Source organism: uncultured Erythrobacter sp., from assembly GCF_947492365.1.
Classification (GTDB): domain Bacteria; phylum Pseudomonadota; class Alphaproteobacteria; order Sphingomonadales; family Sphingomonadaceae; genus Erythrobacter.
Genome location: NZ_CANLMB010000001.1, coordinates 1,835,980 through 1,861,174 on the forward strand (window position 1 = coordinate 1,835,980; position 25,195 = coordinate 1,861,174).

General features: G+C 61.5%; 29 protein-coding genes. 12 read left to right on the forward strand and 17 right to left on the reverse strand.

Annotated elements, in window-relative coordinates; translation table 11 throughout:
• Window positions 1-11 precede the first annotated feature (11 nt).
• A complete protein-coding gene (locus Q0887_RS08695; RefSeq protein ID WP_299194056.1) occupies window positions 12-1,793 on the forward strand; it encodes an ATP-binding protein in 1,782 nt (593 codons plus the stop codon).
• On the opposite strand, the gene Q0887_RS08700 is transcribed toward Q0887_RS08695, so the two are convergent.
• Both Q0887_RS08700 and hemF read right to left on the reverse strand, forming a co-directional pair.
• Window positions 1,794-2,573 (reverse strand): hypothetical protein, encoded by a 780-nt coding sequence (locus Q0887_RS08700; RefSeq protein ID WP_299194058.1) that lies wholly within the window; start codon window positions 2,571-2,573, stop codon window positions 1,794-1,796.
• A 157-nt stretch (window positions 2,574-2,730) separates the two neighbouring features.
• Window positions 2,731-3,588 carry an oxygen-dependent coproporphyrinogen oxidase gene (gene hemF / locus Q0887_RS08705; RefSeq protein WP_299194059.1) on the reverse strand — a complete coding sequence of 286 codons (858 nt, stop codon included), beginning with the start codon at window positions 3,586-3,588 and terminating at the stop codon, window positions 2,731-2,733.
• Window positions 3,589-3,725: 137 nt separating this feature from the next.
• Here hemF and pdeM point away from each other — a divergent pair, with 137 nt between their 5' ends.
• From pdeM to Q0887_RS08750, 9 genes are all read left to right on the forward strand, one after another.
• Window positions 3,726-4,475, forward strand: a complete 750-nt coding sequence (pdeM, locus tag Q0887_RS08710) for a ligase-associated DNA damage response endonuclease PdeM (protein ID WP_299195296.1) — start codon at window positions 3,726-3,728, stop codon at window positions 4,473-4,475.
• Window positions 4,476-4,880: 405 nt separating this feature from the next.
• Window positions 4,881-5,399 carry a translation initiation factor IF-3 gene (infC, locus tag Q0887_RS08715; protein ID WP_299194060.1) on the forward strand — a complete coding sequence of 173 codons (519 nt, stop codon included), beginning with the start codon at window positions 4,881-4,883 and terminating at the stop codon, window positions 5,397-5,399.
• Window positions 5,400-6,043: 644 nt separating this feature from the next.
• Window positions 6,044-7,165 carry a DUF547 domain-containing protein gene (locus Q0887_RS08720; RefSeq protein ID WP_299194062.1) on the forward strand — a complete coding sequence of 374 codons (1,122 nt, stop codon included), beginning with the start codon at window positions 6,044-6,046 and terminating at the stop codon, window positions 7,163-7,165.
• A 154-nt stretch (window positions 7,166-7,319) separates the two neighbouring features.
• The gene (locus tag Q0887_RS08725; protein WP_299194064.1) at window positions 7,320-8,480 is read left to right on the forward strand and encodes a DUF547 domain-containing protein; all 1,161 of its coding nucleotides are present in this window, start codon (window positions 7,320-7,322) and stop codon (window positions 8,478-8,480) included.
• 87 nt (window positions 8,481-8,567) lie between these two features.
• A complete protein-coding gene (locus tag Q0887_RS08730; protein WP_299194066.1) occupies window positions 8,568-9,791 on the forward strand; it encodes a DUF547 domain-containing protein in 1,224 nt (407 codons plus the stop codon).
• A 116-nt stretch (window positions 9,792-9,907) separates the two neighbouring features.
• Entirely contained in the window at window positions 9,908-11,350 is a 1,443-nt protein-coding gene (locus tag Q0887_RS08735) for a DASS family sodium-coupled anion symporter (protein WP_299194068.1), read from the forward strand.
• 434 nt (window positions 11,351-11,784) lie between these two features.
• Window positions 11,785-13,116 (forward strand): cystathionine gamma-synthase family protein, encoded by a 1,332-nt coding sequence (locus Q0887_RS08740; protein WP_299194070.1) that lies wholly within the window; start codon window positions 11,785-11,787, stop codon window positions 13,114-13,116.
• 37 nt (window positions 13,117-13,153) lie between these two features.
• Entirely contained in the window at window positions 13,154-13,993 is an 840-nt protein-coding gene (locus Q0887_RS08745; RefSeq protein ID WP_299194072.1) for an SDR family NAD(P)-dependent oxidoreductase, read from the forward strand.
• An 8-nt stretch (window positions 13,994-14,001) separates the two neighbouring features.
• Window positions 14,002-14,847, forward strand: coding sequence for a hypothetical protein (locus Q0887_RS08750; RefSeq protein WP_299194074.1), 846 nt, complete (start codon window positions 14,002-14,004; stop codon window positions 14,845-14,847).
• Window positions 14,848-14,861: 14 nt separating this feature from the next.
• Here the strand turns inward: Q0887_RS08750 and Q0887_RS08755 are convergent, their stop codons facing one another.
• Together Q0887_RS08755 and Q0887_RS08760 are read right to left on the reverse strand one after the other, a co-directional pair.
• Window positions 14,862-15,401 carry an NAD(P)H-dependent oxidoreductase gene (locus Q0887_RS08755; protein ID WP_299194075.1) on the reverse strand — a complete coding sequence of 180 codons (540 nt, stop codon included), beginning with the start codon at window positions 15,399-15,401 and terminating at the stop codon, window positions 14,862-14,864.
• 12 nt (window positions 15,402-15,413) lie between these two features.
• Window positions 15,414-15,947 carry a J domain-containing protein gene (locus Q0887_RS08760; protein WP_299194077.1) on the reverse strand — a complete coding sequence of 178 codons (534 nt, stop codon included), beginning with the start codon at window positions 15,945-15,947 and terminating at the stop codon, window positions 15,414-15,416.
• A gap of 157 nt (window positions 15,948-16,104) precedes the next feature.
• Here Q0887_RS08760 and Q0887_RS08765 point away from each other — a divergent pair, with 157 nt between their 5' ends.
• Window positions 16,105-16,260 carry a hypothetical protein gene (locus tag Q0887_RS08765; protein WP_299194079.1) on the forward strand — a complete coding sequence of 52 codons (156 nt, stop codon included), beginning with the start codon at window positions 16,105-16,107 and terminating at the stop codon, window positions 16,258-16,260.
• 55 nt (window positions 16,261-16,315) lie between these two features.
• Here Q0887_RS08765 and pal read toward each other — a convergent pair whose 3' ends face one another.
• Genes pal through Q0887_RS08795 form a run of 6 tightly spaced genes read right to left on the reverse strand, consistent with a single transcriptional unit; the run spans window position 16,316 to window position 20,779 of the window.
• Entirely contained in the window at window positions 16,316-16,843 is a 528-nt protein-coding gene (gene pal / locus Q0887_RS08770; protein ID WP_299194080.1) for a peptidoglycan-associated lipoprotein Pal, read from the reverse strand.
• A gap of 57 nt (window positions 16,844-16,900) precedes the next feature.
• Complete coding sequence (gene tolB, locus Q0887_RS08775; RefSeq protein ID WP_299194081.1) at window positions 16,901-18,316, reverse strand: Tol-Pal system beta propeller repeat protein TolB; 1,416 nt, start codon at window positions 18,314-18,316, stop codon at window positions 16,901-16,903.
• A 2-nt stretch (window positions 18,317-18,318) separates the two neighbouring features.
• The gene (locus Q0887_RS08780) at window positions 18,319-19,119 is read right to left on the reverse strand and encodes a cell envelope integrity protein TolA (protein WP_299194082.1); all 801 of its coding nucleotides are present in this window, start codon (window positions 19,117-19,119) and stop codon (window positions 18,319-18,321) included.
• 12 nt (window positions 19,120-19,131) lie between these two features.
• Window positions 19,132-19,581: a biopolymer transporter ExbD gene (locus Q0887_RS08785; RefSeq protein WP_299194083.1), complete on the reverse strand. Its 450-nt coding sequence runs from the start codon at window positions 19,579-19,581 to the stop codon at window positions 19,132-19,134.
• Window positions 19,581-20,303: a protein TolQ gene (gene tolQ, locus Q0887_RS08790; RefSeq protein ID WP_299194084.1), complete on the reverse strand. Its 723-nt coding sequence runs from the start codon at window positions 20,301-20,303 to the stop codon at window positions 19,581-19,583. Before tolQ ends, Q0887_RS08785 begins: the two co-directional genes overlap by 1 nt.
• Window positions 20,304-20,305: 2 nt before the next feature.
• Window positions 20,306-20,779, reverse strand: a complete 474-nt coding sequence (locus Q0887_RS08795) for a YbgC/FadM family acyl-CoA thioesterase (RefSeq protein ID WP_299194086.1) — start codon at window positions 20,777-20,779, stop codon at window positions 20,306-20,308.
• Window positions 20,780-20,982: 203 nt separating this feature from the next.
• Here Q0887_RS08795 and Q0887_RS08800 point away from each other — a divergent pair, with 203 nt between their 5' ends.
• Complete coding sequence (locus tag Q0887_RS08800; protein ID WP_299194088.1) at window positions 20,983-21,465, forward strand: hypothetical protein; 483 nt, start codon at window positions 20,983-20,985, stop codon at window positions 21,463-21,465.
• Between the two features lie 34 nt (window positions 21,466-21,499).
• Here the strand turns inward: Q0887_RS08800 and Q0887_RS08805 are convergent, their stop codons facing one another.
• From Q0887_RS08805 to hisB, 7 genes are read right to left on the reverse strand one after another with little or no spacing between them, the layout of a single operon-like run.
• Window positions 21,500-21,880 (reverse strand): histidine triad nucleotide-binding protein, encoded by a 381-nt coding sequence (locus tag Q0887_RS08805; protein ID WP_299194090.1) that lies wholly within the window; start codon window positions 21,878-21,880, stop codon window positions 21,500-21,502.
• Complete coding sequence (locus Q0887_RS08810) at window positions 21,880-22,197, reverse strand: phosphoribosyl-ATP diphosphatase (RefSeq protein ID WP_299194092.1); 318 nt, start codon at window positions 22,195-22,197, stop codon at window positions 21,880-21,882. The genes Q0887_RS08805 and Q0887_RS08810 overlap by 1 nt, the downstream gene beginning before the upstream one ends.
• A 14-nt stretch (window positions 22,198-22,211) precedes the next feature.
• Window positions 22,212-22,976 (reverse strand): imidazole glycerol phosphate synthase subunit HisF, encoded by a 765-nt coding sequence (gene hisF, locus Q0887_RS08815; RefSeq protein ID WP_299194094.1) that lies wholly within the window; start codon window positions 22,974-22,976, stop codon window positions 22,212-22,214.
• Window positions 22,973-23,230 carry a hypothetical protein gene (locus Q0887_RS08820; protein ID WP_299194095.1) on the reverse strand — a complete coding sequence of 86 codons (258 nt, stop codon included), beginning with the start codon at window positions 23,228-23,230 and terminating at the stop codon, window positions 22,973-22,975. Before Q0887_RS08820 ends, hisF begins: the two co-directional genes overlap by 4 nt.
• Window positions 23,227-23,955: a 1-(5-phosphoribosyl)-5-[(5-phosphoribosylamino)methylideneamino]imidazole-4-carboxamide isomerase gene (gene hisA, locus Q0887_RS08825; protein ID WP_299194097.1), complete on the reverse strand. Its 729-nt coding sequence runs from the start codon at window positions 23,953-23,955 to the stop codon at window positions 23,227-23,229. Before hisA ends, Q0887_RS08820 begins: the two co-directional genes overlap by 4 nt.
• Window positions 23,952-24,578 (reverse strand): imidazole glycerol phosphate synthase subunit HisH, encoded by a 627-nt coding sequence (gene hisH, locus Q0887_RS08830; RefSeq protein WP_299194098.1) that lies wholly within the window; start codon window positions 24,576-24,578, stop codon window positions 23,952-23,954. Before hisH ends, hisA begins: the two co-directional genes overlap by 4 nt.
• Window positions 24,571-25,176 carry an imidazoleglycerol-phosphate dehydratase HisB gene (gene hisB, locus Q0887_RS08835; RefSeq protein WP_299194099.1) on the reverse strand — a complete coding sequence of 202 codons (606 nt, stop codon included), beginning with the start codon at window positions 25,174-25,176 and terminating at the stop codon, window positions 24,571-24,573. The genes hisH and hisB overlap by 8 nt, the downstream gene beginning before the upstream one ends.
• Window positions 25,177-25,195: the final 19 nt, after the last annotated feature.

Genomic DNA, 25,195 nt, shown 5'->3' on the forward strand with positions numbered 1-25,195 from the left:
TTGGGTGCGGTTTGACGGCCCTCGCCCTTGCCCTTCATGCCGCAATCAGCCCCTCTTCCGCGCTCCTCGCTGTGGAACCTGCGCTGCTGGTATTGGGCCTTGGAGCGACCGCGCTGGGGCTGCGCGAATTTTCGGTGCGCATGCAGTTTTCCGCGCAGGCCGCTGCCAGCGCTGCGAGCCTGCAGGGGCTGAGGGACAAGGTGCGCTGGCTCAAAATGACAGAGGCGCATGCCAAAGTCGGCCATTGGCGGCTCGATCTGGTAACCAACGAAGTGTTCTGGTCCGACGCCACCTTTGCCATTCACGGATTGAAGCCAGCAGGCACACCGCCGCTTGAAGATGCGATCTCGTTCTACCACCCTGATGACCAGCAAACCGTGCGGGAAAAGATCGAGCGCTCGCGTTCGAGCGGGCAGCCCTACGCTTTCAAGGCGCGGCTGATCGGGGCCGATGGCGTCACCCGCCATGTCGATTCCGGCGCCAGCGTTGTAAGCGCCCCCGACGGCACACCGGCCGCGCTGTTCGGCGTTATCCGTGATCGCAGCGATGAAGAGGAGATGCAGCGCGAGCTGCGCGAGGCCCGCGACGAGGCCAAGGCGTTGGCGCGGTCAAAAGGCACCTTCCTTGCCCGGATGAGCCACGAAATCCGCACCCCGATGAATGGCGTGCTGGGCTTTGCCGAATTGCTCCACAACAGCGAGCTCAACCCCCAGCAAAAACGGCATATCGACTTGATCGTGGAATCGGGCAAGAGCTTGCAAACATTGCTCAATGACATTCTCGACCTGTCGAAAATCGAAGCGGGCAAGGTCGAGGTCACGCCTGGCACGGTTGATTTGATGCACCTGCTCTACCGCGTCACCCAGATGGCCGAACCTGCCGCGCGCGAAAAGGGCATCGGGCTGGTCTATGATACGTCGCCTGACCTGCCCCGCCATGTCGTGCTCGACGCGCTGCGGCTTCGGCAGGTGCTCGGCAACCTGCTCGCCAATGCCGTGCGGTTTACCGATGAGGGCGGCATCTCGCTGTCCGCCAGCTGTGTCGAGGGCAAGCTGCGCTTTGCTGTATGCGACACAGGCTGCGGCATTGCATCAGGCATGCAGGACGAGATTTTCGATCCCTTTACGCAGGAACGTTCGCACGCCACCCTCACTCGCGGCGGCACCGGGCTGGGCCTCGCGATCAGCCGCCAACTCGCCGGATTAATGGGCGGCACGCTGACTGTGCGCAGCGAACCGGGCGAAGGGTCAGTCTTTACGCTGACGGTTCCGCTGGTCGGCTGCGCTGCGCCCGAAAAGGGCCCCAAACAGGATGGCCCCACCCCCATCCGTTCGGGGTCGAAGCACAATGCACGCATCTTGCTGGCCGAAGATTACGACATCAACCGCGAGCTCATAACCGATATGGGAACGCGATTGGGGCACGAGATCGAATGCGCCGAAGACGGGATCGAAGCGGTCACGCTGATCCAGCATGCGCGCGCAATCGGTCGCCCCTTCTCGCTGGTGCTGATGGACCTGCAAATGCCCCGTCTGGACGGGCTGGAGGCGACCCAGCGGCTGCGCAAAGACGGTGTTACACCCGAAGAACTGCCGATCATTGCGCTCACCGCCAATGCCTTTGCCGACGACGTTGAGAACTGCCTCAACGCAGGCATGCAAGCGCATCTGTCCAAGCCGGTTTCGCTAGAGCGGCTGGAGGCGGCGTTGGACCAATGGCTCAGCAAGAGCACTGTCGATGAAGCGCAGCCAAGCGAAAGTGCAGAGCGCGAGACGGAGGCCAGCGCGGCGTAATCAGCAAGTGTCGCAGCAAGTCTCCACAGCGGTTACTTCGACCTCGACCACGCCGCCGCCTGATCCGCCACCGGTGAGCGGAATGCTCAGAATCACAGGCACCGTGGGGCAACCGCAGCGAAGATTGAGATAGGCGGTTTCGGAACTGCCATGTTCGGATTGCCATTCGATAAGCGCCGTATCCACTTCGCGTGCCTCGCTCATTACGGGAATTGATCGGCTGCCTTGGACCGTGAATTTTCCGACCTTAGCGCCGACAGAAACCCAGCCCGATTTGCGGTTCATCTGCACAAAACTGTTCAGGCTGGGCCAAAGCGCGCTCAACCCTTCGGCTTTCACATGGAATTGCATTTCCATGTATTTGTTCGTGATATCGAGCGGCCCCAGATCGCGATCACCGACTTCTAGAAGGCCTTGCTGCTCGCGGATCACTCTGGCGCGGGACATCACAACATCAAAACAGCAGCATGCCCCTTCGCCGCAGCCGCCATTTCCCGCAGCACCTGCCGCTTTGTTCGATGCAACGCTATCCATGCTTGCCGCTTCGATCGCCGCAAGACGGCTATCCATCGCACGGATCATCCGAGCAATCTCGTTTGACTGAGATTCAACTGCTGCAGGAGCCGCAACCGCCGCTTTCTCCGAAATTGCAACTTCACCCGATTCCGCGACAGCCGTCTTTTGCTGCGCCGTTGCTTTAGTCGCAGCTTTGCGGGTACGTGTTGTTCCGGTTGTGGAGCCTTTTTTAGTTCCGCCGCTGGTTGTTGTAGATTTTGCCATATTTATTCCCCCCAATTGACGATTTGGAGGCTGACAAATTTTTTCTCGGAGTCAATAAAACTTTTGTAACATGACAAGTCATTGCAACAGGAATGACCCCGTTACAGATCTACATGTATTTATTGTCCGAATTATTCGCCAGCAGAGGACTGGCAAATCAACTCCAAGTCGCCCTTGGCGGCAGGCTCATCAGGATTGCGTCGATATTGCCGCCGGTCTTAAGGCCGAACAAAGTCCCGCGATCATAGACCAGATTGAACTCGGCATAGCGCCCGCGATATTCGAGCTGGCGCGCTTCGTCCTCGGCAGTGAAATCCGCTCCCATCCGCTTGCGCACTAACGCCGGGAAGATGTCGAGGAAGGCCTTGCCGACATCCTGCGTGAAGGTGAGGTTGCGCTCGAACGCGGCCTCGTCATCGCATTCCAGATGGTCGTAGAATATCCCGCCCACGCCGCGATGGACTTCGCGGTGGGGGATGTAGAAATATTCGTCCGCCCATTTCTTGTAGCGCTCGTAATAGGTCGGATTGTGACCCGCGCAGGCCGCGCGCATCGCGGCGTGGAATTGCTCGGTGTCTTCCTCATAAGGGATCGGCGGATTGAGGTCCGCCCCGCCCCCGAACCACGCCTTGCCCGTGGTGAGGAACCGCGTGTTCATATGCACCGCAGGGACATGCGGGTTGGCCATATGCGCGACCAGACTGATGCCGGTGGCGGTAAAGCCGGGATTGTCGGGATCAGCACCGTTGATGCTGGCAGCAAATTCGGGCGGGAAGTTGCCGCGCACCGTCGAGACGTTGACGCCGACTTTCTCGAACACCTTGCCCTTCATCAGGCCCTGCACCCCGCCGCCGGGATTGTCATTGCCTTCTTCAGAACGCTGCCACGGCGTGTAGGCAAAGCTGGCATCAGAGCCCGCCTCACGCTCGATTTCCTCAAACGCGGCGCAAATCTGGTCGCGGAGGCTTTCGAACCATACGCGGGCCTTGTCGGTGTGTGCTGCCCAGTCGCTCATAATATTATCGTCCCGTTTCGTCTTGCCGCCGGTCGCTAGAAAGCAAGACCGGCCCATCTGCTTTGACACAAATCAAGTCAACCGGGTTTGCCCGCTGAACCCTTGCCAAAGCGGTCATGCGCGGGCAAGTGAGACGCATGGTTCCCGTTTCGTTCCCACCTGATTCTGGCAAGCCTGATTCTGGCGCTCCGCTGGAGTTTGCAGGCGAAGAGCTTGTGCTGACCAAGGGGAACGCGCTCTACTGGCCGCGCGAGCGGGCGTTGCTGGTGGCGGACCTGCATCTGGAAAAAGGCAGCTGGTATGCGAAAAGCGGCCAGATGCTCCCCCCTTATGACAGCCGCGAAACGCTGGAGCGGATTGCCGACGCGGTGAAGCAAACGGGCGCGCGGCGGGTCATCACTTTGGGTGACAATTTCCACGATGACGAAGGCACTTCGCGGCTTGATCCCTATGCCGCCGGAATGCTGGAGGCGCTCACCCGCGCGCTCGATTGGGTCTGGATCACCGGCAATCATGATGAGGCGATGGCCCGTTCTTTTGGCGCACATATGACCGACGAGATGGAGCTGAGCGGCATCATCCTGCGGCACGAGGCCAAGCGCGGAGAGAGCCGCCCCGAACTCTCCGGCCATTACCACCCCAAAATGCGCGTGCGGGTGCGCGAGCGGCATATCGCCCGCCCGTGCGCCGTCGTAAGCAGCCGCGAGCAGGCAGGCGCCAAGAAGACGGAGCGCATGATCCTGCCCGCTTTTGGTGCCTATACAGGCGGCATGGATGCGGGTTCGCCGGAGATATTGGAGGCACTCAGCCCTGCGCAGGAAATCGACGCCGTGCTGCCAGCGAAGGGGAAGCTGGTGAAGTTTCCCTTGTGGCGGAAAGGGGTTTAGTTTTTTATTGCGCCCTCAAACGCCGGGCGCGGGCCGTCCGGCCCGCTTGGCTTCGCCGCAGGGGCGGCGGCGCGCAGTCGCGCGCTGGTTCGGCTACGCCTCACAACCATTCCAAGCCATCCATCTTGCGCCTAGAACCTGGTCCCAGTTATCGGCTTGGTCGCGGAGCACGGCGCGTAGCGCCGCAAGGGCGACCGCCCGCCCGCAGCGGGTCCGTCGCTCGAACTTGTTTCGAGCGACGGACGTCTAGCGAGGACGCTCCCACGGAGGTGGGAGCGCAAAACAAACAAACACAAAACAAATAAAGACTCATCTGGCTTTTCGCCGCTCTCATCCCTAAATAGCGCGCATACAGACTCTGGCTACAACAGGAGAACACACATAGCCCGTCCACCTCGGCGTTCGATGGCCCCGCCTACTAAAAGCGGCCCTCGCTACGACAATTTCATTCAGGTTCCCAAAGTCCGCGTCATCGATGACGAAGGCGAGAACCTTGGCGTAATGTTCACCCGCGAAGCAATGGAGCAGGCCAACGAAAAGGGCCTGAACCTCGTCGAAGTGTCCCCCAATGCGGACCCGCCGGTGTGCAAATTCCTCGACGTTGGCAAATACCGCTTCGAAGCGCAGAAAAAAGCCAATGCCGCGCGCAAGTCGCAAAAGACGCAGGACATCAAAGAGGTCAAGATGCGTCCCAATATCGACACGCATGATTATGACGTGAAGATGCGCAACGTGACCAAATTTATCGGCAATGGCGACAAGGTGAAAGTCACTTTGCGTTTCCGCGGCCGCGAAATGGCGCACCAGCATCTGGGCATGGACCTGCTCAAGCGGGTGCAGGACGATGTGGAAGAGATCGCCAAGATCGAAGCCTTCCCCCGCCTTGAAGGCCGCCAGATGCTGATGGTATTGGCGCCGAAATGATCTGAGCCAACTTGGACGAGACAAGAAAGGCGGCTCCATTGTGGGGCCGCTTTTTGTTTGTGTTCACCCCTCCGGGCGAACTCCTCGGTGCTGTTCTTCCTTCGCTACGCTCAGTCAGGCACCTGCGGCTCGCGCGCGTGCGCTCACGGTCCGCTCTGCAGGTGGCGCTTACGCGCCGTCTGCGCCTCCGGCTTCGACTCCGCGAACCGAGCCACTCCAGGCCTTAAAGATCATTCCCGGTCCCTGGTCACGGCAGTCAAAGGGCGCCAGAGAATATGGGCGCCCGCCCGCAGCGGGCGCGGCTTGCCGCGCGTCTAGCGAGGACGAAGGCGCGGAGGCGCCTTCGCAAATCAAAATGCGCGCAAACAAACAACTGTATTCTACAAACAACACACCCAATCCGACAATCGGAAACACTTGTAAGGTCTTGCAAGCTATAGACTACCTCCTGAGGCGCGGGCCGGTTCGAAGTTTCTCTCGCGCACCCCTGTGGAGGAACAATCCCCCTCGAACCGGTCCAAGCTAATCAGGCTTCGGCTTGATGCGCCTCGACATTGACACCCTCTCGCGCCCCGACCAAGGGGTGCCCCCTCAATATGGCTCTGCAAAGACGGGCCGACACATGCAGGAAGGACCCGCCGGACATGCCCCGTTTTCAGGCCCTTATTCCGATAGCCGCATCAGCGCTCGCGCTCGGTATCGCCGCCCCCGTGCTTGCGCAGGACAACAGCGATGCCCGTTATGCGACCTTCGCGCCCAGCGGCGAACCGATTAATCACCGGATCGATTACGAAATCTGGGACGAGGCGATGAAGAACCTCGTGATTTCGATGGGGCCTTCGCTGCGCCAATCGGCAGGCCGTCCGGATTCGGGCTTCGGTTCGCGCCGCCAATATGGCCATGTCTCGCGCTACCGGCTCGAAGGCACGCGGATCATGTTCAGCTTCCTTGATGCCGATATCCGCGCAAGCTTCACCGAATATCGCCGTGATCTGGAAAGTGTCGCCGATCAGGTCGATATCCAGTCGCTCTCGCGCAATGAACAGCTCGCTTTCTGGATCAATTTGCACAATGTCGCGATGGTCGAACAGATCGCCAATGCCTGGCCCATCCGCCAGCCGCGCGAGATCGAGATTGATGGCGTCGCGCTTGATGAAGCGCGCTTTATCACGGTCGAAGGCATCGCCCTGTCCCCGCGCGATATCCGCGAAAAGATCGTCTATGCCAACTGGCGCGATCCGCGCGTCATCTATGGCTTCTGGCGCGGCGAGATTGGCGGTCCGTCGATTCAGCGCGAGGCTTTCAATGCGGATAATGTCGGGCGCTTGCTCGATCGCGGCGCGCGCGACTTTATCAACTCGCTGCGCGGCACGCAGGAACGCGGCAACCGCCTCGACGTATCCGAGCTCTATGAAGAGGTCGCGCCGTTCTTTTTCTCCGATTTCGAGAGCGATCTGCGCGCGCATCTTGGCCAGTTCGCCAACGAGGACACGCGCGCCATCCTTGACGGGACAAGCGGCGTCGTCGCCAGCGTGAACGAGCGCGACATTGCCGATCTGGCAGGCGGCGTGCGCGAGCCTAGCTATACCAACATCACATCGGACGGCGTCTCGACCAGCTTCCGCATTCCGCAAAGCATGGCGCGCCTGCTCGCCCAGCGCGAGGAGAAGTTCCAGCGGATCATCCGTCAGGGCCGCACCGGCACTGTGACCTTCTCCAATATCCGCCTGCCCGGCGATCCGGAGGATACGGGCGAGATCGAATAGACCTTATCACTGCTCTTTTCTCTGCGTGAGAAAGCGAAAGGCCGCCGCCCGTTAACCGGGTTGGCGGCCTTTTTCTGTCTTTAGGTGCAATCGCGCAGGCTATTGAAACGCCGTGCTTTTGCAGGCATTATTCTGTTAGAGGGAGGGCATTGCCATGGGTTCGCAATTTTTCCGGATGGCCGCCGCCGCGACAATTCTGGCGGGGATGAACACAGCGGCTTTTGCCCAAAACGAGGTTGCGCCCCAAAGCGATCCACTTCCCGTCGCTGAGCCAGCAACCCAGACGGTTCCCGCCGCCGACCCCTTCGCAATATTCGTCCCTACCACCGACCCTATCCGCCACCGGATCGATTACGAGCTGTGGGATTTCGCGCTCAAGAACCTTGTTATCTCGATGGGCCCCTCAACCCGCCAGACCGCTCGCCCGCCCAGCGCGGTGATCGGTACGCGCCGCCGTCAGGGGCACAATTCGCGCTACCGGCTCGAGGGGTCAATGCTGGGTTTCTCCTTCCTCGATGCAGAGGCGATTGCGAGCTTCGGCGAATATCGCCGCGAGCTTCAGGAGGTCGCCAATACGCTCGACATCTCGGCCCTGCCGCGCAACGAACAACTCGCCTTCTGGCTGAACTTTCACAATGTCGCTTTGGTCGAGAAGATCGCCGAGGAATGGCCCATTCGCCAGACTCGCGATATCGAGGTGGACGGCGTGCCGCTCGACGAGGCAAAGTTCATCTCCATTCGCGGTATCGACATGAGCCTTCGCGATATCCGCGAGCGGATCGTGTTCGCAAACTGGCGATCGCCCAAGGTCATTTACGGCTTCTGGCGCGGCGAGATCGGCGGTCCCGCGCTTGATCGCGAGGCTTACACCGGCGGCAATGTGTCGTCGCTGCTCGACGCGCAGGCCGCCGATTTCGTGAACTCGCTGCGGGCCACGCAAAAGAATGGTGACACGCTCGAAGTCTCGACGCTCTATGAAGACGTTGCGCTCTTCTACTTCCCCGATTTCGACAGCGATATCCGCGCCCATATCGCGCAATATGCTGGCGAAGACGTCACCGAAATCCTCGCGCGGACCGAGCTAACCCGCGCCTCGATCCGCGAATGGGACATCGCCGATCTCGCCGGGGGCACGCGCGGTGCCGGCTATCTGGCTGCGAGCCGTCCGGGTCTCTCTATCGGGGTGGCAGAATTGCTCTCTCAACGTCAGCGCAAGTTCGAGATCATGCGCCGCCGCGACGTGCCTACAGGCCGGGTGATCTTCTCCAATATTGACCTGCCCGGCGATCCACCCAACAAGAATGCGGTGGAATAACACGTTAACGCCGGTTCATGCGTGGTTATTATTGAACAACTTAGACCTGCACGCTGGAAGATTATTCTGTCACGTGGGAGACAAGAAATGACGCTTCGCCTGATCGCTGCATTCGCCGCAACCACCGCTCTGGGAACCGGCCTCGCGGCACCGCTCGCCGCCGAAAGCGCCGCGATATCGATCGAGCGACAAGCCTCCTCCCCATCCGCCTCAACCAACTCCCAAAACCCGCTTGCCCGCTTCACCCCCGCGGCAGACCGGCGCGAGCACCGGATCGACTACGCCCATTGGGACGAAGCGCTTGGCTGGTTCGTGGTGCCGATGGGGCCGTCGATCCGCGTTGGCGCAGGCCGCGTCGATCCGCGCACCGGCACGCGGCGCATTTACGGGCACGAATCGCGCTACCGGCTAGAAGGGAACCGCGTCGCCTTTTCCTATCTGACGGCGGAAATCAGGGCCTCTCTGACCGAATATCGCGCTGATCTTGAGCGGATCGGCAGCGAGATCGACCTCACCACGCTGCCGCGCAACGAACAGCTCGCCTTCTGGCTCAACCTGCACAATGTCGCGGTGATTGAGGCGCTGGCAGGCGAATATCCGATGGCGGAGCCCTATGAGCGGACCTTCGGCAGCAATAGCGCCGCGCTCGACGACGCCAAGCTGGTGACAGTCGCACGTGTGTCGCTTTCCCCGCGCGAAATCCGCGAAGGGATCGTCTATCCCAACTGGAGCGACCCCAAGGTCATTTACGGCTTCTGGCGCGGCGTCATTGGCGGTCCCTCGATCCAGCGGCTCGCCTTTACCGGCGGCAATGTCGACGCACTGCTGTCGCTGTCTGCCGAGGAGTTTGTGAACTCGCTGCGCGGAGTTGAAAGCTGGGGCGGAAGCCTGCGGGTCAGCCCGATCTATGAAGACACGGCGAGCTTCTACTTCTCCGACAGCGAGGACCTGCGCGCGCACCTTTCCCAATATGCCCGCGACGATGTGCGTGAGCTGGTTAGCCGCTACGAGCAGGTCTCATACAAGTCGTTCGAAACCGATATTGCCGATCTTCAGCGCGGCGAGCGCGATCCCTCGCTGGCGCAGCTGTGCTCTTCGGGCGGCGGGCCTGTGGGAGGTTATGACCTCGCAATTAGCGCGCAACCGATAGTCTGCAACACCCCGGCCTCGCGCCCGAACCCTGCGATCCAACGCCTCATGGAAGAACGCGCCGAGAACCTGCGCCGTGCGCGCAGCAGGGGCATTCGCAGCGGCATGGTCATCTATGGTGATGGCGCCTACGTTGCGGGCGAGACGGTCGAAGTCGAATAGTGCCCCTGAAATGATGACGTAATGGTGACGATATGGTGACGGGTCGCGCGCAAAGCTTGCGGGGCCGCAACCAAGCCTGATACCCCTCCTCACCGGAGAGAGGGAGAACTTCACGCATGAACGCGCGCCAGATCGGGCTGCTGCTCGGCCCGCTTGCCTTTGCGATCACCGCGCTGACCGGCGCGCCCATGGGGATGAGCGGCGAGGCATGGCTGGTCGCCGGACTGGTCGTGTGGATGGCTGTCTGGTGGATTACCGAGGCGGTTCCGCTGCCTGTCACCGGCCTGCTCCCCTTCATCTGGCTGCCGCTTAGCGGCGTGATGAGCGCACGCGACACGGCCAGCGCTTACTACGCCCCCATCATCTTCCTGCTGCTGGGCGGCGCGTTCATCGCGCTTGCGATCGAGCGCACCGGACTGCACCGGCGGCTGAGCCTTGCGATCCTGAAAGCCATCGGGTCAGAGGGAGGACAGGTGCGCCTGCTGCTCGCCTTCATGGTGAGCGCGGCGATCCTGTCGATGCTGATCTCCAACACCTCGACCGCGCTGATTATGATGCCAATGGCGCTGGCGGTTTTGGCGGGCGGGGCGGCTGCGCGCGCAGACGGCACGATCACCACTGACGGCCTGTTCGGCGCGCTCCCGATGGGGATTGCCTTTGCCGCGACCATCGGCGGGCTTGGCACGATTGTCGGCTCGCCCACCAACGGGATCGCGGTGCAATTGCTTGACGATATGATCGGGCTGGAGATCAGTTTCGCGCTGTGGATGGCTTACGGCCTGCCGATTGTGCTGCTCGGCGTGCCGCTGGCCGCCTACATCATCTCCAAGGTGCAAAAGGTCGCCGCGCATCCCTTTGACGTTGCCGCCGCGCGCGAGGCGATTGACGACCGTGCCCCGTGGACATCCGCGCAAAAACGGTTGGTGCCGATCATCGCCTTCACCTTCCTGCTGTGGATGAGCCGCCGCTGGGTCGCGCCCTATCTGCCCGAGGACAGCTGGACCGATGGCACGATTGCGATTGTCGCAGCGCTATCGCTGTTCCTGCTGCCTGACGGGACCGGCAAGCAGGGCGAGTGGCGGCCCTTCCTCAAATGGAACGAGGCCGACCGTGCGCCCTGGGGTGTCCTGCTGATGTTCGGCGGCGGCTTGGCGCTGGCGGCGGGGATGCAGGCGAGCGGGCTGGCCGCATGGCTGGGCAATGCGCTGTTGCCGCTCGATGCGGTGCCGCTGTTCCTGATGGGCCTTGCGATTGTGGCAATGGTGGTGCTGATCACCGAATTTGCCAGCAATGTCGCAACCGCCTCTGCGATCATTCCGGTGGTCGCCAGCCTTGCCGCGGCACTGGGTCTGGGAGAGGACGCGATCCTGATTGCGATGCCAGCGGCGCTGGCGGCAAGCTGGGGCTTTATCCTGCCCGCCGGAACAGGGCCGAACGCGATTGCATGGGCGACCGGACGGCTGACGATCAAACGGCTTGTGCGCGCCGGACTGGTGCTCGACCTGCTCGGCATGGTGCTGATCGTGGGAATGGTCTGGGTGGTGGCCGGGCTGGTCTGATTGATCGTTCCCGAAGGACAGCCTTAGCGCTTTCCTACAGGCAGTCGCGCGCGCTAGGTTCGCCTTTGCAAGAAAGCCGAGGTGAACGACAGTGCAAAGCGTGCGCGACAAAAGGTGACACTCCCGGTCCACAACACCTGCGATTACCGGCGGGACTCCGGGCCTTTGCGGGTGAGTGAAAGTTTTGCAAAGACCCCATTTGCGCGGTCCAAGTCTCTCGAATTGCCCCGCTCATCAAGCTGCTCTCCGCACCGCTATCGAAACCGCGACTCAACCCGGTTGCACATGAAACCAACCCGCATTAAATGCGTCTCTATTGCACAGCCCAATCGGGGAGAGGCGCTTCTGCGGAGGTTAGAAGCGGGTGGCCTCTTGGGCTCTTCAATCAGCTCCTGCCTTCCTGGGAGCGCTCATATAGGAAGGACATCCGCATCATGACGGACTCTCCAGTCGATCAGAATTCCGCCACAGGCGCCCCAACCCCGCGCCGCAAGCCCAAGCCCAAGCGCACCGAGATTGGCGGCCGCCCGCTCAAGCCTTCGACGCTGATGATGGGGCACGGCTATGACCCGACCCTCTCGGAAGGGTCATTGAAGGCGCCGATCTTCCTCACCTCGACCTTCGCCTTCCCCAGCGCGGCGGACGGCAAGCGCCACTTTGAAGGCATCACCGGCAAGCGTCCCGGCGGCGCGGAAGGGCTAGTTTACAGCCGCTTCAACGGGCCGAACCAAGAGATCCTCGAAGATCGCCTCGCCATCTGGGACGGCGCGGAGGAAGCGCTGAGCTTCTCCAGCGGGATGACCGCTATTGCGATCCTGATGCTGGCCGCGTGCAAGGCGGGCGATGTGATCGTCCATTCCGGCCCGCTCTATGCGGCATCAGAAGGCTTCGTCGCCAAGACCATGGCCAAATACGGCGTGACGTATGTGGACTTCCCCGCAGGCGCTTCGCCAGAGGAACTCGACGCAGTGATGGTCAAGGCAAAGGCGCAGGCCGAAGCGCAGGGCGGCGAAGTGCCGCTGATCTATCTGGAAAGCCCGGCCAACCCGACCAACGCGCTGGTCGATGTCGAAGCGGTCAAGGCCGCGCGCGACAAGCACTTTGACCCGGACCGCTGCCCGATTGCGATCGACAACACCTTCCTCGGCCCGCTCTGGTCGCGTCCGCTCGATCACGGCGCTGATCTGGTGGTCTACTCGCTGACCAAGTATGTCGGCGGCCATTCCGATCTGGTTGCGGGAAGCGTCTCGGGCCGCAAGCGCTTCATCGATGCGATCCGCGCTTTGCGCAACACCATGGGCGGGATTGCTGATCCGAACACTGCGTGGATGCTGCTGCGCAGCCTCGAAACCGTGGAGCTGCGGATGCAGCGCGCGGGCGAGAATGCGGAGAAGGTCTGCGCCTTCCTGCGCGACCATCCCAAGGTCACCGGCCTCGGCTATCTCGGCCATATCGACGATCCGCGCCAGCAAGACATCTATGACCGTCACTGCATGGGCGCCGGCTCGACCTTCAGCGTCTTCATCAAGGGCGGCGAGGCGGAATGCTTCCGCTTCCTCGATAACCTCACCATCGCCAAGCTGGCCGTGAGCTTGGGCGGAACCGAGACGCTCGCGAGCCATCCGGCCTCGATGACGCACCTCTCGGTTCCCGATGAGCGCAAGGCCGCGCTTGGCATCACCGACAGCCTCGTGCGCATCTCCATCGGCATCGAAGACCCCGACGATTTGATAGCGGACTTCGCGCAGGCGCTGGAGTATGTCTAAGCCTTAGCGACCAACATAGAGCCTCCGGAGCCAGCGCATGACCGACACCAGAAAACCCGTTTTCCTCGTGATCGGAGCAGGCGCTGGCATCGGCGGCAACGCGGCCAAGCGCTTTGCGGCAGGCGGCTATCATGCGGTGCTGGCAAGGCGCTCGGACGAGGACGGGCTGGCGCGGCTGATCGGCGAGATAGAGGATGCGGGCGGCAGCGCCTCGGGCACGCTGCTCAACGCGGTCGATGATGGTTCGATCGAGGAACTGGTTGAGCGGATAGAGCGCGATATCGGCCCTATCGACACCGCGCTCTACAACCTCGGCGCGCAAATCGGGAACCGCACCCTCCACGACACGCCGCACCGCACTTTCGAGCTGGGCTGGCGGCTGGGCTGCTACGGCGTCTTCCGCCTCGCCCACGCGATGTTCCCCGCGATGGTTGAGCGCGCCAAGTCCGGCAGGCACGGCACTTTGCTGGTGACGTCCGCCACTTCGGCGATGCGCGGCAATGCAGGCCAGCACAGCCATGCCGCTGCGATGGGCGGACGGCGGATGCTGTGCCAGACGCTCAACGCGGAGTTCGCTCCGCAAGGTGTGCACACTGCGCATGTCGTTATCGATGGCGGCGTCGATGCGCCCGATACGCTCGGCAAGCTGCTGGGCGACAAATACGAGGCCTACAAGGCTTCGAAAGGCGAAGAGGGGATCATCGACCCCGCCAACATCGCCGAAACCTATTGGCACCTCGCGCGGCAGCCGCGCAATTGCTGGACCCACGAGGTTGATATCCGCCCCTGGAGCGATGTAGCGTGGTGGAACGACAACCCGAACCCGCAGATCAACTCAACCGCAGCGAGGCCGGGATTTGAGGGGCCTAAGGAGTAGTAAAACCAATGCTCAACTTGCGCGTAGGCGCGGCGATCGCAGCGCTCACCTTCGCACCGTTCTGGACCAGCCCGGCACTCGCCGATGACCAACCGCTTGCGGCGGTTCCATCCTCGCAATGGCATGCCGCGCTTGAAGACGGCCTGTGCCACCTGGTGCGCACATTCCGTGCCGGCGATGCAGAAATCCAGTTCATCCTGCGCCGCCGCGCGCCCGGCTACAACTTCGAGTTGAATGTCGTTTCCGATACGCTCGACCGCCGCAACCGCACTCCCCATACGCAATATGGCCTTGGTACAGAGCCCTTGCGCCACGGCTATTCATTCCGGCTCAAGGATGGCGATTGGGAGGGATTCGGTGCCAATATTCCAGCGGACTATTTCGATAATCCGGTCGAGCAGTCACTGGTGATAACTGACGCATTCGAGGAAGATTTCGCGCTTGATCTCCAAAACATCAACAGCGCGTTGATGGTGATGGACCAGTGCCTTGACGAAGTGTTGCGAAGCTGGGGCCTTGACCCGATACAGCAACGCGCGCTGTCAAAAATGGCGGTACCAAACGAGCGATCGGGCGAGATTCTTTCAGGTTTGACGATGCGCACATCGCGCGTACGCGATCGCCTCGATCAGGATTCGATTTACTTTATCGCGATGGTCGACGGCGAAGGGATTGCGACCTCCTGCAGAGCCGAAGGCGAAGCCAACGAGTATGATGACGTTCAGGATGCCTGCCGGGAAATTTTGCAGCATGCCCGCTTTGAACCTGCATTGGATGCCGATGGAGAGCCAGTTGAGAGCTTCGTGATCATCGAAACTTGGATCTACACTTACACCCAGCACATTTTCCTATGATGTGAAGGCGGTTATTAGGCCGTCAGTTTCGCCACCAGCATCCGCAGCTCACCATCCAGCTCCTTGTTGAGCAGTTTGCCCGCGCCGCTATCGAAGTTCTCGCCGAAGCTGGGGACCGAAAGGCTGCCAACCACTTCTGCTCCGAAGCGCGGGGCTGAGGCGGTGGCGAATTCCAGAACGCCTTGCCCGCCGCGTCCGCCCGGTGAGGTGGCGAGCAGCAGCATCTTCTTGCCCTGCCAAACTTCGCGCCCGACGCGGCTGCACCAGTCGAACAGGTTCTTGAACGCGGCGGAGTAGGCGCCGTTATGCTCGCAAAAGGAGACAATCAGTGCGTCCGCTGCGCCGATCTTTGCAAGGAAATCGTGGGCTTGCTTCGGGATGCCGTCCGCAACCTCACGGTCGTGGCGGTAGAGCGGCATTTCATAATCGTGGATGTCGAGCATCTCGACCTCGGCTTCGCCCACGATACCGGTCGCAAGGCTGGCGGCATATTCGGCCAGCTGGCTGTTGATCGAGACGGAGGAATTGCTGGCGGCAAAAGCAAGGATACGCATGGATTCTCCTGATTATCCCTTCCACTCGCGCCGCTCTTCGGCGGTGCGCAGGACGTCATAGGCGACTTGCAGTTTCTGGAATTCGAGCGCGGCGTCTTCATCGCCGGGTTTGACGTCGGGATGGACCTCTTTGGCTTTCACCCGGTACGCTTTCTTGACCGCAGCGAAGTCCGCGTCCGCCTCCAGCTCGAGCAGCTCCAGCGCGCGCATCTCATCGGCGCTGCGCGATCCGTCGCCTGATCCCATCCAGCCATAATGCGAGGCCTCGGCATAGCCTTCGCTTTCCTGCCGCTCGGCCTTGGCGCGTTCGGCCTTTTGCTCTTTGTCGAGCCCTTCGAAATAGTCCCAGCCCTTGTTGTATTCAGCCGCGTGGGCCTGACAGAAATACCAGCGGTCGGGACTGTTGGGGGATTTGGGCGCAGGGCACAGGCCCGCTTCGCCGCAGCCATGGCGGTCGCATTCGCGCTGGGCCACAGTCTCGCGCGAAGAATCGTAAGATCGCCAGCGCGGAAATCCCCAATCGTTGGAGCGGCGCGCTTTAGGCACAGGATTTCATGTCGTTCATCGGAAAGGTCACGCGGTCAGTCTAGGCCTGCTGGAGATACATTGGAAGGCGTGCAAACCAGTTTCGATCTGAAATGTTGCATTGCAATAGATTGTTCATATCTAACGCCTAGCAGCATTTGCGAAACAAGGGACAGCCATGAGCCAGCAATTGACCATCTCCAGCCTGTTTTCAGCCTTCGCGCTGGTGACGCTGGTGCTGTTCGCACGCGCTGGCGATATGGCGGGCCATGTTGCGATCGGCGAACAATCCGCGATCGTGATGGTCGAGGCTTCGGCCGAGGTCGAACGCTAAGCTGGCCCCGCGCCCGCTCCTACCAAGGAAGCGAACGCGGAAACCCGGGCTCAAATCAATTGATGATGATGCTCGCGGCGCGGCGGTTCTGCGCCCATGCGGCTGCGCTGGAGGCAAGCGCGACGGGGCGCTCCTTACCATAGCTCACCGTGCGGATGCGGTCGGGCGAAACGCCGAGGCTGACGAGATAGTTCTTCGCCGAATTCGCGCGCCGCTCACCCAAGGCAAGGTTGTATTCGCGCGTGCCGCGTTCGTCGCAATGCCCTTCGATGGTGAAGGTCAGCTGCGGGAAGCGCGCAAAATACTGCGCCTGCGCCTGAAGCGCGGCGGCATCCGATGAATCGATGTTGAAGCGGTCAGTGTCGAAATAGATCACGCTGGAGCCGCCAACCGCCTGCTCGAAATGCTGCTGCGATCCGACTGACGGGCCAGACGGCGTTGCCGTGGTGGGCGTTGGCGTAGGCGTTGCATTGGTCTGCTGCACCGGCGGCAGCTCTTCGGGAGCCTTCTTGGAACAAGCGCCAAGCGCCAGAGCCGAGGTCATCAGCACAATGGTTGCTGTCTTGGAAACAGAGATCGTCATGGTTTTACTCTCCGTATTGAGCGCGGCATTCTAGCCGCAGCTTAGGGAACAATTCAATCAGGGGCGAATTGGCCCCCATGCAGGGTCCGACGCATCAACCGGCGTCGGCAGTCTTCTTTCATTGCGGCCGGTCAGATCGACCTGCCAAAGCGAGGAACGGCCAGCATCGCGCGTGGTGCGAAAGAACTGGATAATCCTCCCATTGGGTGCCCATGTCGGGGCCTCATCCTGCCATCCGCTTGTCAGCACGCGAAGGTTACGCCCTGCCGGCGTCATGACGGCAACATTAAAGTCACCGGCTATGCGCGTAAAGGCGATCTGGTCACCGCGCGGGCTCCATTCGGGCGTGGCGCAGCGCCCACCAAAGAAGGTGATGCGGCGCTGGTTCGATCCGTCAGCATCCATCACATAGCATTGCTGCGTGCCCGAACGGTCGCTTTCAAACACGATTTGGCGGCCATCGGGCGAGTAAGACCCGCCAATGTCGATCCCCGGTGTGTCGGTCAGTCGCACGCTCTGCCCGCCGCTCACCGGCACGCGGTAGATATCGGTGTTGCCCGCCACCGCCATCGAATAGAGGATATGGCGGCCATCGGGCGACCAGCGCGGCGCGAGGGTCGGGTTGGAGTTCTGCGTCACCAAGGTCTGCCGTCCGCTGCCAATGTCATAGACATAGATGCGCGGGTTCCCGTCGACATAGGACAGGTAGAGGATCTTCGAATAATCGGGCGAGTAACGCGGGGTGAGCGCGGTTGCGCTGCCCAAAGTCAGGAAGCGGTGGTTCGCGCCGTCGCTGTCCATCACCGCAAGCCGCTTCACGCGGTTATCCTTGGGGCCGGTTTCAGCGATATAGGCTATGCGGCTGTCAAAGAACGGGTCTTCGCCGGTCAGTCGCGCATAGATGAGGTCGGAGCACTTATGCGCCGCGCGCCGCCAGTCTGCCGGGCGCACAACCCAGCCTTCGCGGATCAGCTCGTCGCGAAGGACAACGTCGTAGAGATAGCAGCCGACCACAAGCCGGTCGTCACCCTGCGCGCGGACATAGCCGTGCACCAGCATCTCTGCCCCGCGCCCTCCCCAGCTGCTCCATGCAGGATCGGTGATTTGGGGGAAGCTCGGTGAAGGGAGCGCGTCGGGACCGGTCGGCTTGAACAATCCGTTATTGCGCAGGTTCCCAGTGATAACCCGCGCGATCTCGCGGCCCAAAGCCGCCGTGCCATCGGCATTGGCCGGGGTCGAGCGGTCGCGGTCTGTCGCAAAGGCGGGGATCGCGATGCCTAGGTCTTCCCAGTCGCTTTCATCGGTGGTCGATCCGGTCAGGCCGCCTGCGTCCTCGTCAGAAGAAGCCTCCTGTTCGAACGCGGTTTCGACCTCGCCGCCATCACCCAAGGGCTCTCCCAGATCGGTCGTTTGCGCAGCTAGAGGGGCGGCAAACAGCAGCGCCAGCGCGCCAAGGCTCAAATTCAGTCTCATGCTCACAATCTTCTATCGAACCTCCATTGGGAGATGTTCTTCCAGGCTTCGTAATACTCGTCGGGCAAATCGAAAGGTGCTGCCCGTTGAACCGCCCGAATTGCACGTTCGGCGTGGAGCGGAGCCTGCGGACGGTTGCTATCGGTGATCCCGCTCTGACTAACAACCCGCGGGCGCCCCGCCAATGATCCGTCTTCATTGAGACGGAAGGCGAGCACAGTAACCAGCTGCTCTGAATCGAGGCCCGAAGGCGCATCCCAATAGGGGCGTATCTGGCGGTTGATCGCCTGTTGCAGCGATGCGCGCGCGCTCCGCCCGATTTGCGAGGCGGGGACGCGGGTTTCGTCGGTGTTGGTCGCCTCGCCCTGCCCGGCAAGGAAATTGTCACCAATCCTGCTGCCTCCGGCGCGTTCTGCCGTGCGCGGTGCCGAGCGCGAATCTTCGGGACGGCGGCGGTCGCGTGTGTCGGGCGGCGATTGGGTGCGCGGTTCGCTGCGAGCGGCAGGGCGCGGCGGAGTGGGCGCGGCGGCCTCGGCAGGCTGAGCAGCCCCCGGTTCGGGCGGAGGCGCGGGTTCATCCGAGAGCGTCGGCGCAATCGCAGCGCGGCTTTCGTCCACCGGATCGGGCGCAGTGCTTTCAAGGCTGACCTCGGTGGCGAGGCTGACTGTGACGCGATCAGGCGGCATGGTTGGCGCAGGCGCAAACATCATCTGCATCGCCAGCGCGACCACGATCAGCACATGCAGCACAATCGCGGCCACAAGGCCGATCCTGTCTTCGCTGCGGAATGCTGTCGCTGCCATTAGGGTCTATCGCTATGGCGCTGAATCTGAACTGTCGGTGACTTGGGTGATCGAGGTGAAGCCCGCACGGCTCAACTCGCCCATAACGGCCATCACCCTGCCGTAATTGATGCTCCGGTCGCCGCGCAGCACGATTGTCGGCAATTCGCCATCAGCATTGCGGTCAATCGCGGCGAGTGCGTCGGGGAAAGCGCCGTTCGGCACCGCCTCGTTCTCGACGAAAATCCGCCCATCGCGGCCAATCGAGATATTCACCTGAGTGGGCGTTTCCTCGACCGCATTGGCGCGGCTTTCGGGCAGTTCAATCGGTACGCCCACGGCAGGCAAAGTCACTGTCACCATGAAGATGATGAGCAGCACCAGCATCACATCGACCAGCGGAGTGACGTTGATCTCCGCCATCGCCGCCCGGCGGGTGCGCCGCCCGCGCCTGCGTCCGGAAGAAGCGACACCCATCCCCATCAGATACGGTCCAGCTCGCGGCTCAACCCCGCGTGAACCTTGTCTGCAAAGCGCTGAAGGCGCGCTTCGTACTGGTTCACCGAATTGCTGAAGCGGTTGTAGGCAATCACGGCAGGGATCGCGGCGAACAGACCGATTGCGGTAGCGAACAGAGCCTCTGCAATGCCGGGGGCGACCACGGCGAGCGAGGCGCTTTGCTGCGCGCCGATCTGGAAGAAGCTGTTCATGATTCCCCAAACCGTGCCGAACAGGCCCACAAACGGCGCGACCGATCCGGTGGTGGCGAGGAAGTTGAGCTTGCCCGCAAGCTCGTCCGCCTCATGCGCGACCTGGCTCTCCATTGCTGCGCCGATCCGCTGGCGGGTGGCGTCGCGGTCAACCGGCGTTGCCTTGGTCGATTTGCGCCATTCGTCGAGGCCCGCTGCTGCAACCCGCGCCGAGGGAACTTCACCGCGATGCTTCTTGCTCAGCACAGCCTCGCGGTCCTTGGTGGTCCAGAAAGTGTCCTCGTAATCGCGCGATTTGGTGTTCAGCCCGCCAATCCGCAGGCTGAAGGCAACGATGATCGCCCAGGTCCAGATACTGGCGAGGATCAGCCCGAGCATCACCGCTTGCACGACAATATCGGCCTGCAGGAACAGTTCGAGCGGGTCGAGCCGTGTGGCTCCCAAATCGGTTGCAGCGGCTTCGGCAGCAACGGCGCTCAGCAGGTCTAACGACACTCTCAGACTTCCTCTCTGGTCATAAATTCGTGAAACGCCGCGCGCCATTCGGGCGGCTGGCGGCGCGGACGCCCTTCAAGAGTGATAAAGCCGACGCGCAGGCTGGCTTCGCACAGCTTCTCATCACCCCGCCGCGCAATTTGATGCATCCGGCAACTTGCCGCGCCCAGTTCGGTGCAAGTGGTCTCTATAACCACATCATCGTCGAGCTTTGCCGGGCGCAGATACTTTATGTTGATCTCGGAGACTGCATAGGCGCCGCTGTCGCTCTCGCTCTCAATCGCCGCGCGCTGGTCAATATTGAGCATCCGGAGCAAGTCAGAACGCGCGCGCTCGAACCAGCGCAGATAATTGGCGTGATAGGTGATGCCCGACAGATCGGTATCCTCGTAATAGACGCGCACGGCGTAGAAATGCCGCGATCCGTCGAATACGCCTCCTGGTGGATTTGGGGCGGGAGATGTCGGTTTAACCATCAAAGGAGCGATTAGCGCAGCGGAATCCACCATGCCAGCCGGATTTGCCGAAATTGTCTGAACCGGGGCAGAATGAGTCCAGTTTGCGGTGGGTTGAGAGGCCAGACGCTGCGAGCGTATCCCCGCGATGCTCATGCGAGAGCCGAACCGCAATCCTCTTTTCCAACGCGTGCGCTAACTACCTAATAACTCGATATTGATCGTTGACAACTGATTCAACAATTGCAGGATTTACCAGCAATCCTGGAACAAGCATGTGGGAGAACGGTATGTTATGGTTTGTAGTGATTTTTCTGGTTCTTGTATCGGTTCCGGCCATTTTCATTTCGCAGAACAATCGCGACGCCTTGATGGATGCGATGGCCATGCACGAAAGGTTACAGCGCACTGCACCCGAAGATCCCCTGGCACAGCTTGGTCCGACCGAGTTCCAGCGGGCCTATGAGAGGGCTCAGAAAAGCCGGAGCAAGCCAATCATGGTTGGAATGGGGCTCGGGCTTCTTGGAGGGTTCTTTGTCGGATTTATTGGCGCCTTCGTGATTGCCTATATGCTCGATGATCCAGATATGTTTGGTGGACTGTTCACGCTGATCTTTCTCGGCTCAGTGCTGTTCGGCGTGTGGCGTGGATTTTCCAAACGGACAAACGTGTTTGAGGAAATGCGCAAAAACCTACAACTGCACTGATTCTGCGGCGAGATAGTGCTGCAGGCTTGCCTATTTATCTCTTCCAGATCATCGGTCCCAATGGCTCTCCGCCGAAGATATGGACGTGGAGATGCGGGACTTCCTGCCCGCCATGCGCGCCGATATTGGCCATCATCCGGTAGCCCGGCTCGACCAACCCCTTCGCCCGCGCGACCTCGCCCACGGCGCGGACAAAGCCTGCGATCTCATCCGCAGACGCCTTGGCCGAGAAATCGTCCCAGCTGACATAGCGCCCCTTGGGGATCACCAGAGTGTGCACTTCGGCCTGCGGATTGATGTCCTCGAACGCGAAAGCCCAGTCGTCTTCATAGACTTTGTGCGAAGGGATCTCCCCGCGCAGGATCTTGGCGAAGATGTTGTTGTCATCATAGGGAAGCGTCGGGTCGATCGGCATCAGCCTTCCTTTCTGCTGGCTTTTTCGGCAATCCCGGACACGCCTTCACGGCGGTCGAGTTCTGCCAAAACCTGTTCGAGCGAAACGCCCTTGGCTTGCAGCAGGACGAGCAGGTGGAACAGCAGATCGGCGCTCTCGCCGACCAGTTCCTCATCGCTGCCGGTAAGCGCGGCGATCACCGTTTCGGTCGCCTCTTCGCCCAGCTTTTGCGCGATTGTGCCCACCCCCTTGGCGTTGAGCCACGCGACGTAGCTTTCCTCAGCCGAGGCGCTGGCGCGGGCGGCGATTGTCTGTTCGAGGCGGTCTAGTGTGCTCATGCGAACCGTCTCGCTCAAACACCGCGCGCAGGCAAGCCCGCAGCCCTGAGCGCTTCGTGCGCTTCGGAAATCGAGTGGGTGCCGAAATGGAAGATCGAGGCGGCGAGGACGGCGCTGGCATGGCCTTCGCGCACCCCTTCGACGAGGTGTTCGAGATTGCCTACACCGCCGCTGGCGATCACCGGAATGCTCACCGCGTCCGCAATCGCGCGGGTGAGTTCGAGGTCATATCCGGCCTGCGTTCCATCGCCGTCCATGCTGGTGACGAGCAGTTCTCCCGCGCCGAGACCCGCGACCTTTTGCGCATATTCGAGCGCGTCGATGCCGGTGGCTTTGCGTCCGCCATGGGTGAAGATTTCCCACTTCGCGTCACCCACTTTGCGCGCGTCGACGCTGGCGACAACGCATTGGCTGCCGAATTGCGCGGCGATCTCTGCCACCAGTTCGGGCCGAGCGACCGCTGCGGAATTGATCGCGACCTTGTCCGCGCCTGCCAGCAAGAGCGCGCGCGCATCTTCGACGCTGCGCACCCCTCCCCCGACCGTGAGCGGCATGAAGCACACCTCCGCAGTGCGCCGGACGATATCGAGCAACGTCCCGCGCCCCTCATGGCTGGCGGAAATGTCAAGGAAGCACAGCTCGTCCGCTCCCGCCGCATCATAGGCCCGCGCCTGCTCCACCGGATCGCCCGCGTCTTTCAGGTCGACGAAGTTGACGCCCTTCACAACGCGCCCATCGGCGACGTCAAGGCAGGGGATGACGCGGATGCGGACGGTCATTGCGACGCCTCCTCATGGAGAATGATCGTTTCCCCGTCGGTCATTATCGACATCGGCTCCTCAACCTGTCCGGACAACCAAAACATCGCGAACGCCATATTGAGATAAAGACACAGCGCAAACCAGAACCGTTCAGGTTGCTCCTCCTTGTCGAGATAGAATTTCCCGAGCCCCGTGCGTCCACGACGCCAGTCTATCGCAACAATGACTATTATTGCAGCTGTCGCCAGTAACGCGACGTTTGAAAGGTTCATTCCCGCGCGCCCATCGCGATCGCGGCTGCGAGGTCCAGCTTGCCCTCATAGAGCGCGCGCCCGGTAATCACCCCTTCGATCCCGAGATGTGCCTGGATCGAGAGGATGTGGATGTCGGAGATGCCTTTGACCCCTCCGCTGGCGATCACAGGGATGTCGACGCGCTGTGCCAGTTCGACCGTCGCGTCGATATTCACGCCTTTGAGCAGACCGTCGCGGCCAATGTCGGTGAACAGCAGCGAGGCGACACCCGCATCCTCGAACCTGCGGGCGAGATCGACCACGGAGACGTCGGACACCTCCGCCCAGCCCTCGGTCGCGACCATGCCGTCTTTGGCGTCAACCGCGACGACAATGCCGCCTTCCCATTCGCGGGCCATCTCTTTCACAAATTCGGGGTTTTTGAGCGCGGCGGAGCCCATCACGACGCGCGCCACGCCGAGGTTGAACCAATCCTCGACCGCTTTGGCATCGCGGATACCGCCGCCCAGTTGCACATAGCCGGGGAAGGTCTCGATGATGGCTTGCACCGCCTCGCGGTTGCGGCCTTCGCCTGCGAAACTGCCGTCGAGATCGACCACGTGCAGATGCTCCGCGCCCGCCTCGGCAAAGAGCATCGCTTGCGCCGCCGGATCATCGCCATAGACGGTCGCGCGGTCCATATCGCCCTCGGCCAGCCGCACGACTTCGCCGCCTTTGAGGTCGATTGCGGGGAATACAATCATGGTGCCCACTCCAGAAAACGTGACAGCAATTCCAGACCATAGGCCTGACTCTTCTCGGGGTGAAATTGCACGCCCAGCACATTGGCGCGAGCGACAGCAGCGACCAGCCCCTCGCCGTGATCGGTCATGGCGGCGATGTCGGCGGGGTTTTCGGCGGCGAAGTGGTAGGAATGGAGGAAATAGGCTTCGCCTGCATCCACCACCGCGTGTTCCCGCGCATGGGGCAGCAGCGCGACATCGTTCCAGCCCATATGCGGCACTTTGATGCTTCGATCATGCGGAGTGATCAGGCGCACCTCGCCCTCGATCCAGCCGAGCCCGTCAGTCGCGCCATGCTCAAGCCCGCGCGTCGCGAGCAATTGCATGCCGACGCAAATGCCAAGGAACGGCGCACCGCCAACCTGCACCCGCTCGGTCATCGCCTCGACCATATGCGGGATCGCGCGCAGGCCCTCTGCGCACGCCTTGAAGCTGCCAACACCCGGCAGCACGATCCGGTCGGCTGCGCGCACGACATTCGGGTCAGCGGTGACGGAGACATTTGCCCCCACTGCCTTCAACGCATTGTGAACCGAATGAAGGTTGCCCGCGCCGTAATCAATCAGCGCGACGATCTCAGCCACCTAGCTGCCCCTTGGTGCTCGGGATTGCGCCGCCTTTGCGCGGGTCGCGTTCGACGGCGATGCGCATGGCGCGGGCGAAACCTTTGTAGAGGCTCTCGCAAATGTGGTGATTGTTGGTGCCGTAAAGCAGCTCGCAATGCAGCGTCAGGCCCGCCGACTGCGCGACCGAGTGAAACCAGTGCTCGATCAGCTCGGTGTCCCATTCGCCCAGTTTTTCCTGAGAGAACTGCGCCTTCCACACCAGATAAGGCCGCCCCGAAATGTCGAGCGACACTCGGCTCAGCGTCTCGTCCATCGGCGAATAGGCGCTGCCATAACGGCCAATGCCCGCCTTATCGCCTAGCGCCTCCGACAGAGCCTGCCCCAGCGCAATCGCCGAATCCTCGGTCGTGTGGTGCTGGTCGACATGCAGGTCGCCTTCGACCTTCATGCTCACATCGATCAGCGAGTGTTTGGAAAACTGCTCGACCATATGATCGAGAAAGCCGATCCCGGTGGAGACTTCATAGGCGCCCGTCCCGTCAAGATTGACGGTGATCGCAATGCTCGTCTCGGCGGTTTTGCGCTCTACGCTTCCTGTTCTGGCTCGATCAGTCATGCACGCGGCTATAAAAGCT